The following is a 13,728-nucleotide window of genomic DNA, read 5'->3' as shown; positions in this document are numbered from 1 at the left end:
TCCTCCCGGGCGGCCCCACCGGGCGAGTGGTGATCCGTTACTTGTTCCTCCAGGCGGCCAGTTGGTCCGCGAAGTCCCGGAACGACCTGTTGTTGCCGCTCGGGCGTGCGCTGACCCTGCCGAGCTCCACCGCCGCCGCCATGATCTTCGGGGAGTCGGATTCCCGGTACGGAGGTCTGCCCAGGTACTTCTTGAGGTGCTCCTTGGGGTTCGCCACCTTGGTGAGGTCTTTCCGGCAGTCCTCCGGCCGCATGGCCCAGCCGCGCCTCACCTTCGGAAACGCGTCGGGGAACAGCATCAGCCACGACTCCATCTCGACGGCGGAGAGGGCCAGTGCGCTGGGGCAGGGGAGAGATTTCCGCAGTTGGTCCGTGATTCTTTCCCGGACCTGGTCGTACGTCTCGTCGGAGACCTTGTCCAGGTCGGCGTGGACGACGACGCCCGCGAGGTCGGCACCACACCCCTCCGCCTTGCGCAGGGCGTTGGTGCGAAGCGTCTCGATCCGTGGGCTGAGCTGGAGCAGCGCGGGCGCGAGCCGGATCTTGTCGTTGATCGTGACGACTTTGGGGCATCTGGGGTAGAGGGCGGGTATCAGGTGCTGGAGGACTTCCCGGTCGTTGTCACTCTCGCCGGCGACGACGATGACGGATCGCCGCCGCCGCGGGGCGGGGCTCACAGGGTTCCGCCCACGGAACCCGAGTACCAGAGATTGCCGATGGGCTCGTACTCGGACACCTCGAGCACCCGGCGCGTGTCGGCGGGCTTGCGTGCGGGGATGACGGAAGCGCCACTGGGCCGGCGTTCGCAGGGCACGAACTCCTCGGGCTCCAGTTCGTTGACGAAGACCGGAGAGTGCGTGGTCACCAGGTACTGGCTCCGCTCGCTCGCCTCTCGGAGCCGTTGGGCCATGAGGCTCAGCGCGTGCGGGTGGATCCCGTGGTCGATCTCCTCGATGCAGGTGAGCAGCGGGGGATTCGGGTCGTGGAAGATCGCGAGCATGCACAGGATGCGAACGGTGCCCCAGGACGCCTCCGTCAGACGGGTACGACCCCGCAGGCCCTCTTCCTCCAACTCCACCGCCGTTCGGTGGGAGGCGAAATCGGGGGGATTCACGAGGTGGATGTCGCGGATCTGCGGCACCACCTTCCGGACGTCCTCAAGCAGGAACTCCCAGGCGTCGCCGTCTTCCTGGAGCTCTCTCAGAAAGTCCGCGAGGTTCGACGCGTCGTTCGCCAGATAGCGCCCCGATTCGCTGATGCCCCACGGCTTACGGGCCTCCCGTACATCCGGGTCGAACACCCGGATCTGGGACAGATGACTCCGGACGTTCTCCATGGCGAGGGCGGAGGGGAGGCCCAAGTGCAGTACCTGTTCCCGGTGCAGGGCGGATGCCATCGGCTCGACATCGACGGGACTCCAGGCCTGGTCCGCCTCCAGTGAACTGTTGACCCTCACAGAGCCACCGGTCAGCTCGACGGATGTCTCCACGCCCTCCGCCGGATGCTGAGTGAACAGCTCCTGCCGGTACGTCGTGTAGCGCCCGCGACCACGCGCGCCCGGGGCCAGCCGACGGCGGGAGATGCTCAGCTCGTAGCGGTCCGGAGTCTCCTCCGACGCGAAGTCGGACCAGATGCCCTCGACTCCGACGGAGATCCGTGACACCGGCTTCGGGCCGCCGCGAAACGCCAGGACGTCGAATCCGCCCCGTTCCTCGAACGCCGGCTCGATCCCCTTGCGGGTCACATCCCCCAGGAACTCCAGAGCGTGCAACACATTCGACTTGCCCGCCGCGTTCGGGCCGACCATGACGGTCAGCGGCCCGAGCGGCAGCTTCGTGTCGGTCAGTGTGCGGAAATTGCGCACTGTCAGACCGAGTATGCGGTGGTTCAAGCCTCGCGCCCATCGTGGAACAGCCGGGCGACAGCGACCCGGTCATCGAACTGGTCGACGCACGGCGGGCGGCCCCGAGGCAGGCCGCTGAGTGCCGCTCAGTTCCCCATGTGAGTCGTGCACTTGGCGCGTCCGACCACCGAGCTTCACGAAGAGTACAACTTGCGTCACACCGCCACCAGGTACTTGCACACTTCAGCCATTCGGACCGAAAGGGCTCTCCTTTCACGCGCCTTGGCGTTCGCGGACCCTGACGGGAAGGGAAAGCACGCGGGCAGTGCCAAGAGGGGAGCCGCGACGCTCGATCGACGCTCGGGTCGCCCTCATGCCGTTGAACCTCCCGGTGGAAACACGGCCGGGCTCAGTCGAACAGCGGCGCCAGCGCCTCCTCGCCCGCCAGGATCCGCCACGCCGGAACCCGCACCGTCCGGCCCACGGGGCACGCCTTCGCGCCGTAGCCACCGGACGGCAGCCCGGTCAGCAGGTCGCTGCGCGCGTGCGTCAGCCGTAGGTGCCGCGCCGGGTCACCGCCGGGCGGCGGGCCGGGATCGATCAACACCGCCGTGTTCTCCCCGGCCGCGGTGAACAGCAGGTCCACCGGGTGCCCGCCGACCACCGCCGCCCGCTCCAGATCGGTGATCCCGCGCCCGGCGAGGTACTCCTGGAGCCGGTCGGCGAGTTCCTCGCGCAACCCGGTCACCGCGGTGGCCGTCACCACCGGCCCGCCGTCCTCACCCGCCTCCGCCCCCAGGGGGACCGAGCGTCCCGCGAGCAGTGTCGGCAGTCCGCTCTGCCCCTGCCAGAACGCGTGGGAGCCAACGGTGATCAGCTGCGACTTGGCCCGGGTGACCGCCACGTTCCACAGGTTGACCTGGCTCGCCACCCAGTACGTCGTCCTCGGCGGCGTGTTGTGCGTGGCCACCGGGCTCAGCACCATCACGTCGCGCTGCCCGCCCTGGAAGGCGTGCACCGTTCCGACCCGGACACGGTCGTCGTCGCGCCACACCCGCGCCAGCGCCTCCTTCTGCGCCCGGAACGGCGTGACCACCCCCACCTTGGCGTCCTGCGGGAGCCGCGCCAGCAGTTCGTCCACCACGCGCCGCACGGCCTCCGCCTCCGCCGCGTTGCGCCAGGACCGCCCGTCGCCGCCCCGCGCCGACTCGCCGTGCGGTACGTCGACCCAGCCCAGCACCGGCGCCGGATCGGCCGCCCCCACCGGGTCCACTGCCGGGACCTGCCGCCGTACGTCGGTGAGCACCCGCAACTGGCCCGCGTAGCAGTAGCCGTTGACGACGTCGGCGATCCTCGGGTGGCACCGGTAGTGCTCGTCGAGGAGCAGCGCGGAGTCGCCGTGCTGCTCGGCCGCGTGGTACGAGGAGTACACGTGGTACGTGAGCCGGTGGTCCTCCAGCTGCGCCGCGCTCAGCCCGGTCCTGGCCCGCGCCTGCTGTTCCTGCTGCGGTGACACACCGGGAATGTGGCCCAGCTGCATCGGGTCGCCGATGATCAGCGCCCGGCGCGCCCGGAACAGCAGCGGCAGCACCGAGGGGATGGAGCACTGGCTCGCCTCGTCGATGACGACGAGGTCGAACAACCTCGGCGTGAGTTCCAACTGCCGCACCGAGTGGGTGCTGATGGCCCACCCCTTGATGTGGGCCATCAGGTTCTTCTGGCTCCGCTGGTAGCCCGAGCGGCCCCGCAGTGCCTGGAGCCGCTGGCCCATGAGCCCGCGTGCCCTCGTCAGCGCCTCGGCGGACCCCGCCCGGGACAGCTCCGCCGACAGTTCGGACAGCGCGCCCGCCGTCTCCAGCCGCGACTGCCTAAGCCTCTCCTCGTCCCACCCCGTGTGCCGGGGGACGAGCTCCCGCACCTCCCGTTCCACGGCCACCGCGTCCGCCACCGACTCCAGCAACTCGGGCGGCACCGGCCGACCGGTCGCCCACGCCGGCCACGACGGCTCGTCCCCTTCCGGGGCATCGTCCACCGCCGAGACCAGAGCGCCGAGAGCCCGCCCCCGGCGCCAAGGACCGAGCAGCCACCATCGGGCCCCGGCCACCTTCCGTGCCCTGTCCTCCCAGCGCCCCAGAGCGGCCACGCCGTCCTCGTCGGCCGACCAGACGCCTTCCAGGAGCGGCAGCGGCAGCTCCAGCGCGGCCGCCCGCTCCTCCCGGTCCCGGATCAGCTCCAGCAGCCGCCCCTCCTCACCGACGCGGCGCGCCGCCTCCGCCCGCAGCCCGTCGGCTGTCCCACGGGTGCTGCGCAACTGCCCGCCCACGGTGGCCGATCCGCGCCGCGGGACCTGGGCGGGCTCACCGAGCAGTCGCTCCAGTTTCGCCGCCTCCCGCTCCAGCGCCTCGGCGTTGCCCGTGCGCATCAGCAGGCCCGGCGCGATGTCGTCGCAGCGTTCGGCGACGACGTTCACGGCCTCGTTGTTCGTGGAGGCGACCAGCACGGACTGCCCGGCGGCGACACAGGTGGTGACGACGGCCGTGACGACCTCGCTCTTGCCCGTGCCGGGCGGCCCGGTCGCCACCGTCAGCGGCCGCGTCATCGCCGAAGAGATCACCAGCTCCTGGCTCTCGTTGCACGGCCCCGGAGCCACCACCGCGACGGACGCGGCCTGCTCCCCCTCCTCTCCGCCGCTCAGCAGTGCGTCAAGGGCGGTGCCGGGGATCTGCCCGGTCCGCGTCGACATCTGCAGCAGGTTGTCCACCAGGGCCTGGGTGGCGATGGCCTCCACACCCGAAGGCACCAGCAACACGGCCGCGTTGTGCGCGCCGGGCCGCAGCGCCTGCATCACCGTCCGCTCGCTGAGCGCCGACGGGTCGAGCGGTTCCAGCTCCGGCAGGCCCAGCTCCTCCAGCAACTCCCGTACGGCACGCAGCATCTGCGCGTCGTTGCCCTCCTGCCAGGTCGGCTGCCAGCGCGCGACGAGGTCGGCCGCGTCACCCGCGTCCAGCAGTTCCGAGACGACACCGGTGTGCAGCGACGGCACACCGCTGGGCCGCAGCACGTCCCGGCCGTCCTCGTCCGGCGCGAGTTCCAGCTGCTGGATGAGCAGCGGCGCCAGCTCCACCGCCGTACGGCGCCCCCGGCCCCCGTCCCGCACGGGCAGAGTGATCGCCGGATAGCCGTACCAGTACTCCTGCTGCGCCCCCGCGTCACCGTTCACCCCGGCCGACCTGCCCTGCGGCCTGGGCAGTTGTCCGGGAGCGGGAAAGGTGGAGCCCCGCCCCGACTGGATGGTCTCCTCGCCCTGTCCCAGCAGGAAGTACGTGGAATAGCGCCCGCTGTCACGGTCGGGCCGCATGCCGGCCGCCGCCTGCGCGGTGAGGCAGTGCGCGTAGTACCGCAGCAGCCGCTGCCAGTCGACGCCGTCCCGTGCGTCCAGCGCGGCCAGTTCCCGGGCCTTCAGCAGAGCGGGCGAGCGCCGCGCGGCCTCGGCCGCGTCACGCGGCAGCGCCGCGATGTGCACCGGGCGCGCCACCGACCGGGCGAAGGGCAGGCTCCGGGTGGCCCTGATCGTGGACTTGGTGGGGCGCTGCTCCTCCGGTACGCCGTCACGCGCCATCTGCGCGGTCAGGTAGTCGAAGAGGTCGTCAGGCGTGATCCAGCCGCCGCCCTTGATCCGCCCGTTGCGCAGCCCCTCCACGATCTCCCCGGTGAACCGGGACGTGCCGAGACTCGATCCGGGCGGCGCCATCGCGGACGCGGACTGGAGGGCGTCGGAGGCGGTGATGAAGTACACGCCGGTCGGCCGCAGCAGGGTGCTCGGCGCGGGCCGCGCGGGTTCCTCCGCGGGACCCTTCGCGGTCCAGCCCTGGACGACGGAGCCGCTGGAGCAGCAGTCCAGCAGCACCAGTTTCGACGAAGCGCGGCATGACTGCAGCATCCGCTCCAGGAACTCCGCCGGGACGGCCGTGCCCGGCAGATCGTCGGGGTCGGCGTCCCGGGTCAGGAAGTACAGCTGGTTGTCGTCCTCGCAGAACTCACCGTGCCCGCTGAAATACAGCAGAGCGGTCTCGCTCGGCTGACGCGCCTCCAGGAACGTCTCGATGGCGTGCAGCATCTCCGCGCGGGTCGGCTCGGCGACCATCGCGCAGTCGTTGTACATGCCGATCTCGGTGTTCTCCAGCACGGCCCGCATGTAGTGCAAGTCGGCGCGTACGGGCGGCAGATCGCGGTAGGCATCGCTGTCGTACGTGGACACGCCGACGAGCATGGCGAACCGGTCGTTGTCGGCCACGCGCGCTCAGCCCGCCGCGGGGGTGTTGCCGAGGCCGTCGTCGCCCGTGGGGTGCGGCGTCTCTCCGCCGCCCGCGAGGAACCGCTCGATCCGCTCGTCGTCCTCGCGGGCCTCCTTACCGGTGATGTGCAGAGTCGCTCCGTCGGGCCGCGTGACGACGATCGTCCGTTGGGGTACGCGGGCCAGCCACATCTGCACTCCCGTCGCGACCAGGGAGGCAGCGCTGATCACCAGCCCGATGGTGTCGGCCGACGGCCCGCCCTTGTCCGTCACACCGGCCGTCGCGCTCGGCCGGCGAACGTCCAGGGCGGCCCCCGGGTCGACGTCGGCGATCCCGGCGAGCAGCTCGCGCGCTTCCTTGCGCGCACGCAGCGGGTCCTCGTCGACGATGGAGATCCGGTACCCGGTCCGGTCCTCGGGCGTGGTGGTCACAGGGCGTCCCCTCGGTGTGCCGTGCTTCTGACGAAGGATGAGCGGCTGACGTTAGTCGGCGGGTCTGACACCGGGCGCCCGCGTTTCCGAAAACCCGTCAGGTGTTGGCGGGAAAGTGGCTGACCGGGGGCGGTACGGGGGTCTCTGCGGGCAGCGCCGGCTCCAGCTCCGCCCATACGGTCTTGCCGGGGCGGTCGGCACACGGCGCGACCGCCCAACGCGCCGCCAGACGCGCCACGATGAGCAGACCTCGCCCCGACTCCTCGTCCCCCGGCGGTTCTTGGGAGGCGAGCAGCGGTACGCGTTCGGTGCGGGTGTCGGTGACCTCGACGCGCAGGACGCGCCGGCGCGTGCCGCCACCGGTCTCGGTCAGCCGCACATGGAAGTCCCGCCCCGCCACATGTCCGTGCCGTACGGCGTTGGCGGCCAGCTCCGCGGTGATCAGCGTCAGCGTCTCGTTGGCGTCACCGGTGTACGGGTGGCCCCAGGCGTCCAGTCGGTGCGAGACGAGACGGCGGGCGAGGCGCGCGCCGCGATGGGAGGACGTGAAGCGCATCGCGAACTCCCGGAGGGGGCGGGGGAATTGGGGCGCCTCGTCGGCATGTTGCGCGGGGGCTGGATCGACGGTCGGCTTCGGAGCCGGGTTCGGGTCCGTCTGAGCCGAGGCGATCGGTCGAGCCCCCAGGGAGGGGGAAGTTTCGCTGTTCATGTGGTCCACGCTGACGTGGTGGTTTTACCGTGACGAGATACGACGCGCACACGGACGGTCGCTGTACGTGGCCGGTCCGCGCGTGTAGGCGGGGCGGAGCGTGACAGTCGACGCGGGGCCGCGTTGGCCGAGGGAGGTGGTGCGGGACATGAGTGAGCCGGTGGGATCTGCTGCCGAGGAGGAGTCCGGTGCGGAGGGGGACGGGCGGGAGGCGGGAGCGGGATCGGGCATCCTGCGCGTCTTCGGGCGCCAGTTGAAGAGGTTCCGGTTACGGGTGGGGCTGGAGCGGGCCGAGTTCGGGTCGAGGACGGGCTACTCCGTGTCGACCATCGCCGCGTACGAGCAGGGCCGCCGGGTGCCGCCTCCGAAGTTCATCGACCAGGCGGACGAGGTTCTGGACGCGGGCGGTGTCCTCCAGGAGATGAAGGAGGAGGTGGCGCGGGCCCAGTATCCGGCGTTCTTTCGGGATGCGGCGCGGTTGGAGGCGGAGGCGGTTGAGCTGCATGTCTATGACACGCATCTCATCAATGGGCTCTTGCAGACAGAGGAGTACGCGCGGGCCGTGTTCACGATGCGACGCCCTCTGTTGAGTGACGAGACGATTGACCAGCGGGTGGTCGCGCGGCTCGCGAGGCAGGAGATCTTCGCCCGCAGCCCGATGCCGACCATCAGCTTCGTCATTGAGGAGTCGGTGCTGACGCGCCCTACGGGCGGTGAGTACGTGATGCGCACGCAGTTGGAGCAGCTTCTGCTCTGCGGTCAGCGACGCAACGTCGAGATTCAGGTCATGCCGAACGAGAGGGACGAGCACGCCGGTTTGGCCGGTCCCTTCACCTTGATCGAGACGCAGGATGCGCGGAGGATCGCCTACGTGGAGGCGTACAAGCACAGCCGTCTCTATACGGACCGGGGGACTGTCCGAGAGCTGGAGGAGCAGTACGGTCTGCTCCGAGCTCAGGCTCTCACCCCGCGCGAGTCGTTGACACTCATCGAGAAACTGCTTGGAGAGACATGAACGTCGACGGTGATGAAGTCATTGCGTGGCGCAGGAGCAGCTATAGCAGCGGTGAGGGCGGCCAGTGCGTTGAGGTGGCTACCTTCACTCACGCCATCCACGTGCGGGACTCCAAGGACACGAGCCGACCGGGCCTTGCCGTCGATGCTGCCGCCTGGAACCTGTTCGTCGGCTTCGTGGGGCGGTAAACGCTGCCCGACGGTAACTGCGGCCTGCCCCCGACCGGTGTCGGGGGCAGCCTGCTTTTGGCGACGCTTGCCAACTACGCCTGTACGGCTTCGCGGACGGGCGCAGCCCAGCGGCCAGCGGCGATCTCCGCATCCAGCCGCACCTGGAAGTGCGCGTGCGCTGCTCTCATCTCGGCCTCTCGGTCGGCCTTGTAGAAGGGGGCCTGGTAGCCCTCGGGGGGCGGGGTGTGCTCCGGGTCTTCCAGGTGGGCGAGGAGATCGAGGTAGTCCTGTTTGGTCTGGCCGTGGCCGTAGGTGTTGAAGTCGCCCGCGATCTTGCGACCGTTGGCGTCGAGGTAGGTCGCCGACTCGTAGGCGTACAGCTGCGGGTATCGCGACTTGAAGATCGCGACGAGCTGGTCGGCGGTGATGCCGAGCCAGACTGCGACTAGAGCGTCGAGTTCCACGAGTGCGGCGCGGCGCTCATGCTCGGTGCGGAGCGGGGTGCTGTATTCCCAGGTCTGTTTGAGGCCGGCGGCCAGGGGCTTCAGGTGGGGCCAATTGGGGTTGGCCCAGTCCTCGTAGCCTGCCCAGCGGGGGTCGAACAGCTCCGTCCAGAGGGGGGCGTAGTGGGTGGTGAGGGCGTTCAGGCGGAGGGTGCGCAGGAGTAGGGACGGGGCGAGGGGATGCTTTGGGCCGGGGGCGGGCATTTTCAGGGCTTCGCCCGTCATGAGATTGGCACGGCCAGTGATTCGTAGCAGATAGTCCAGTGGAAGAGCACCCCAGAAACCGGCGTTGAGGACTGTCGCGCGATTGGTCGGCATGGCCATGCTGTGTACCCCATGAATGTGGGCGGGGCCGGGTGGGATCAGTGCGGCGTGCAGGCAGCGACTGCTGTCGAAGGGGATCATGACTCGCCAGGCCAGCCGGAAGAACGTGGTGAACGGCTTTCCGAGCCAGGGGTCCTGGGCTGCCTGGTACGTCGCCTCGTCGGTGGCCCGCACGTAGTTGGTTACGGGGACGCACGCCTCGGGCAGATCCATCGGTGCGAGTAGATCCCAGTCCCTGTTGCTACGGCAGGGGATCTTCGGCTCCTTTGAGAAGGGAAGCGCCGATGCGAAATGCGGTCCTTGAAGGATGACATCTGTGAGCTCGGCGACGGCCTGGTTGCCCCAACGGATCAGCCCGTCTTTCCTTGCATTGGTTTCGTTGTATCCGCCTGAGATCATCGGATGGAAATCGGCCAGGCTGCTGGGATGGGCAGCCAATGCCTCAATGGCCCCTTGTTCGCCAACAAGGACTGGGTACAGCAGAGGGGCCTGTGCCGCACCGCCTGCCGCGCCCGTCAACGCCTGCCAACTGGCCAGCAAGGCAGTGTCCACATGCACCACGCGCTCGCGGTGTGGCCGGATGTCCCATGCGCCATTGTGTTTGATGCCGGGCGTCGTGCCTCGTCCGTCGTGGGTCAGCGAATCGGGCAAGGCTGTGGCATCGCGAAGCTCACTGAGATGCAGGAATTCAGGCTCTTGCGGCGTGCCGTAGATGTGCATCCCGAATTCTGCAGAGCGATTGAGGTCTTCAAAGGCCCAGTTCGACGAGTTCACGAAATGTGCGTGCACCCGCAGATGCTGGTACGCGGCGGCACGAATGGCTCCCTCGCGTACGCCGCCAAAGTGAGTGTCGGGGTGGATCAGGCCCGCGCTGCCGTTCGGTGCGATGTGAAGCCACACCTGAGCCATGAAGGCCCGATAAAGATCACTGCGGGTACCGAGAAGGATCGGATACGTGGCCGGGCTGCCCAGTATTGCGACGGCCCCTGCGTGGGAAGCCAGCTCATCGAAAAGGAAATCCTGGCCGTCCGCGCGAGCGCCCAGCACCTCTTCCTTGCGGAGGCGCCATTCTGCCGCGCTCGGCTTTTCTGCCAGCACGAACCATGGCTCCAGCTCTGCAAGGACTTGGTCCTCCTGCCAAGTAGGCCGCACCCAAGGCGGATTCCCCACCTGCAAATCAAACCCACCCCGCGCAAACACCTGCGCGAACTCCAACTCCCAGTGGAAGAACCCCTGCGCCCTTGCCACGTCCTTCGCGGTGGCCGCCCACAGGAACCGGTTCTCCAACCCCTGGAACCGGTCCATGCCCATCCACTCGGGCAACTCGTCCTCGTACCCCGACAAGCGGTCCAGCGTCTCGAACGTCGACACCAGCGACTCGCTCGGCACGTCCTGTGTGCCCAACAGCGCTTCCGCGAAGGTGAGCCAGTCGTCCAGCTCCGCCAGCGGGATGACCTCGCGGCGCTGTCGCTTGATCTGCTCGGGGCGGCTGCCTGTGCGGCGACGCGACACCGAATCGCGTGTCATGGTCCTCTGCTTCGGCTCGGCGATGAAACCAGGGAGAGCGTCCTCCTCCCAAGCCATCAGAACACCGGAGTCGTCGTCACCGGCCGCAGCCCGAACCCCCGCCGCTTCCAACTTCGCCGCCCGTTTCGCCAGCGCCTCCGCTCGCGCGTACCGTTCATCCGTACCGTCCAGCAGCGAAGCGCTCTGCACCGGCCAGAACCACAGTGCGCACCACGTGTCCATGAGCGTCTTGAGCCGCCAGTACGGGGTGTCCTCCGCCTGGAGTTCGGCCAGCACCTCGTCCCGCTGCACCGCGACTTCGGGCCGCCGCAGCCAGTCGCTCTCCGCGCCCCACACAGCGATCCGCCGCGAGATGTCCCGCTCCGACAGCTCCAGTCGCCGTACGACCAGGTCCCACAGGTACTCGGCCCGCCGGGCCAGGCCCTGAAGTCGCGCTGTCTGCTTAGCCGTCGGCGACTTCGTGATCGCCTTCCGCCAAGCGCCCAGCGTCTTCGCCGCTTCAGGGGCGAGCGCCCGCGCCTCCTTCTCGGCCGCGACCGCGCCCCATTCCTTCGCGGGGAGCAGGAAGTGATGGACCGCCCCCTCCGGAAGCGACGCACCCTCCACCGCGTCCGCGAGCGCGAACCGCTCCGGAGTGATCCCCAGCCAGCCGCCCTTCTTCAGGCGTTCGGCGCCGTACACTTCCCGCCGCCCGCCGATCAGCGAGTTGCCGCGCCGCAGGTGCAGGCCGAACCAGGGGGCCTCCATGCCGGGGTGCATGGTGTTGAGCCACAGCGAGACCTCGGCCAGCTCCACGGCGGTCTCGTTGAGGTCCACGCCGTACGAGTTGTGCAGGGCGATGTACGCCTTCGCCTTCTGGAGTTCGACGGGGTACTGCTCCGTGTCGATGGAGCGCCCCAACTCGCTCTGCCTGCGCCGCAGATACTCGGCCGCGACCTGGTTGATCGCCTCGTTGAGGAACGCGCCGGAGCCGAGGGCGGGCTCGCAGATCCTCCAGTTCAGCAGATTCTTCGCCTCGGTCTCGTCGGTGAGCAGCTGCTGGAGGGCCAGCTGCACGGTGACCTTCGTCAGTGACTCCGGCGTGTAGTACGACGCCGAGGTCTGCCGGTCGCGGCCGGAGAGGCGGTACACGAACGACCCCGGGGCGTACCGCATCCGGACGTCCTCGCCCGTGTGCCGGTCCCGGCGTCGTACGAACACCGCGTCCGGATACTCGTCGATCTTCGACTTGGGGACCAGCCAGGAGCCGTCCTTCGGGTCACCGCCCTTGGCGACCTCGTACAGCTCCTCGCCCGCGATGAAGCCGCTGTACGACATCAGGCCCTCGTACACCGCCCCGAGCTGGTTGATGCCGAGCTGCGCGTACGAGATGAAGCCGCCGCGCTCGCCCCTCTTCCCCTGGGTGATCATCAGGCTGTGCAGCACCTGGTGGAGGGTGGCGTTGCGCAGCCGGGTGTCGAGGTGGCGGACGGACTCGCCACGGGCCAGGGCCTCGTCGGAGTCGAAGCGCGGATCGAGCAGGCAGTCGGCGCCGATCAGCCGGATCGACTCCCGCTCGAACAGCTTGCTGTGCAGCGGTTCGAAGCGCAGGCCGATGTCCTCGCTGGTCTTCGCGTCGATGTCGTCGGGAGCCGGCTCCACTCCGTGGGTGCGGCGCGGGCGGTAGCCGTCCTGCACCTTCTTGAAGAGCAGGTCCAGGGACTCGTACAGGTAGAAGCCCTTGCGGGCGGTGTCGCCGATCGGCTCCCGGTCGGCGATCAGCTCACCGAGCCGGCCGAGTCCGTACCCCTGCTGGTACTCGGGATAGTCGGCCGGCAGGATGCCCAGCTCGGGGCGGGCCTCCGCGTACAGGAGGAACAGGATCCGGTAGAGATAGCGCAGCGATTCGCGCGTCAACCGGCGTCCCAGTTCCGGGAGTTCACCGATGTCCTCGGGGCGTACGCCCTGCTCGCGCAGCCGCTCCAGCACTTCGCCCGCGATCAGCTCGACGCTCTTGCGCAGGCCGTCGCGCAGCTCGCTGGAGACCCCCACGGCGTGCTTCGCCGACTTGCCGACGAGTTCGGAGAGCGGGTTCTCGCCGCCCTCCTCCGGGGTGCGCAGTGAGTCCGCGCCGAACAGCGCGGCCACCGTGTCGAGTTCGCCGCCCGCCCGGGTGTCGTTGCGCTGGAGCGCCGTGTCCAGGGAGACCCCGAGGTAGCGGCCCTCGCCCCACACCGCTCGGTCGGCGATGACGATCACGCCGCCGCCGAGCAGCAGCACGTACCGGGGCGGCTCCTCGCAGGCGAACAGGAACGAGGCCAGCTTCTCGCCGGTCTCCACCGGAGTCGGACCGTCGAGCGGCACGGGCTCCAGCAACCGGCCCCGGCCCTTCTTGTCCAGAGCGGCGTCCGGCTCGGCGGCCCAGCCGCAGTCCAGCGCGACCAGGCCCTTCTCGGCGTGCGCGACCGGGATCTCGTACGTCTGCCCGGCCCGCACCACCGTGAGCGTGCGAGGCTTGGCGTCGTACCCGAGGGCACGCAACACCTCGGCGTTGAGCGCCCGCACCCGCTCCCGCCACTCCGGGTCGCCGTAAGTCGCCTTCTCCTCGTCGATCTCCCGTACGACGGGGAGGCCGTCCTTGTCCTTGGGGACGGCGAAGGACGACCGGGCCCGGAAGTAGTCGCGGCGCAGCGCCCGCAGCCCGGCCCGCGGGGTCACCGGCAGCTCGCCGCCGCCGGGCGCCGCCGTGACGAGGACCTCGGCCTCCTCGCCGCGCTCGTCCCCGACGGGCGGCTTCGCCGCCTCCTCGCGTTCCTTCCACGCCTGCAGCAGGCCCGACTTGAGGTCCTTCGGCAGCACCTCGGCCAGATAGTGGGCCGAGAAGTAGTCGCCGCGGTTGACCAGGGAGTCGTACGTCATGACAGTGCTTCTCT

At 69.4% G+C, this 13,728-nt stretch carries 8 protein-coding genes; 2 read left to right on the top strand and 6 right to left on the bottom strand.

Annotated features, from left to right (window positions below; translation table 11 throughout):
- Nucleotides 1-37: 37 nt before the first annotated feature.
- From AB0H86_RS02670 to AB0H86_RS02650, 5 genes are all read right to left on the bottom strand, one after another.
- Nucleotides 38-676, bottom strand: a complete 639-nt coding sequence (locus AB0H86_RS02670) for a hypothetical protein (RefSeq protein ID WP_362432056.1) — start codon at nt 674-676, stop codon at nt 38-40.
- The gene (locus tag AB0H86_RS02665; protein ID WP_362432054.1) at nt 673-1,863 is read right to left on the bottom strand and encodes an AAA family ATPase; all 1,191 of its coding nucleotides are present in this window, start codon (nt 1,861-1,863) and stop codon (nt 673-675) included. The genes AB0H86_RS02670 and AB0H86_RS02665 overlap by 4 nt, the downstream gene beginning before the upstream one ends.
- A gap of 388 nt (nt 1,864-2,251) precedes the next feature.
- The gene (locus tag AB0H86_RS02660) at nt 2,252-6,136 is read right to left on the bottom strand and encodes an AAA domain-containing protein (protein ID WP_362432051.1); all 3,885 of its coding nucleotides are present in this window, start codon (nt 6,134-6,136) and stop codon (nt 2,252-2,254) included.
- Nucleotides 6,137-6,142: 6 nt separating this feature from the next.
- Nucleotides 6,143-6,568, bottom strand: a complete 426-nt coding sequence (locus tag AB0H86_RS02655) for a hypothetical protein (protein ID WP_362432049.1) — start codon at nt 6,566-6,568, stop codon at nt 6,143-6,145.
- A gap of 97 nt (nt 6,569-6,665) precedes the next feature.
- Nucleotides 6,666-7,124 (bottom strand): ATP-binding protein, encoded by a 459-nt coding sequence (locus AB0H86_RS02650; protein WP_362432046.1) that lies wholly within the window; start codon nt 7,122-7,124, stop codon nt 6,666-6,668.
- A gap of 301 nt (nt 7,125-7,425) precedes the next feature.
- Between AB0H86_RS02650 and AB0H86_RS02645 the strand changes: the two genes are divergently transcribed.
- Together AB0H86_RS02645 and AB0H86_RS02640 are read left to right on the top strand one after the other, a co-directional pair.
- The gene (locus AB0H86_RS02645; protein WP_362432259.1) at nt 7,426-8,292 is read left to right on the top strand and encodes a helix-turn-helix transcriptional regulator; all 867 of its coding nucleotides are present in this window, start codon (nt 7,426-7,428) and stop codon (nt 8,290-8,292) included.
- Nucleotides 8,289-8,480 carry a DUF397 domain-containing protein gene (locus AB0H86_RS02640; RefSeq protein ID WP_362432044.1) on the top strand — a complete coding sequence of 64 codons (192 nt, stop codon included), beginning with the start codon at nt 8,289-8,291 and terminating at the stop codon, nt 8,478-8,480. The genes AB0H86_RS02645 and AB0H86_RS02640 overlap by 4 nt, the downstream gene beginning before the upstream one ends.
- Nucleotides 8,481-8,554: 74 nt before the next feature.
- On the opposite strand, the gene AB0H86_RS02635 is transcribed toward AB0H86_RS02640, so the two are convergent.
- Nucleotides 8,555-13,714, bottom strand: coding sequence for a class I SAM-dependent DNA methyltransferase (locus tag AB0H86_RS02635; protein WP_362432041.1), 5,160 nt, complete (start codon nt 13,712-13,714; stop codon nt 8,555-8,557).
- Nucleotides 13,715-13,728: the final 14 nt, after the last annotated feature.

This window comes from Streptomyces sp. NPDC050997, assembly GCF_040660135.1.
Lineage (GTDB): Bacteria > Actinomycetota > Actinomycetes > Streptomycetales > Streptomycetaceae > Streptomyces.
The sequence above is the reverse complement of the archived record's forward strand: the minus strand, read 5'-3'. Positions and strand labels throughout refer to the sequence as shown.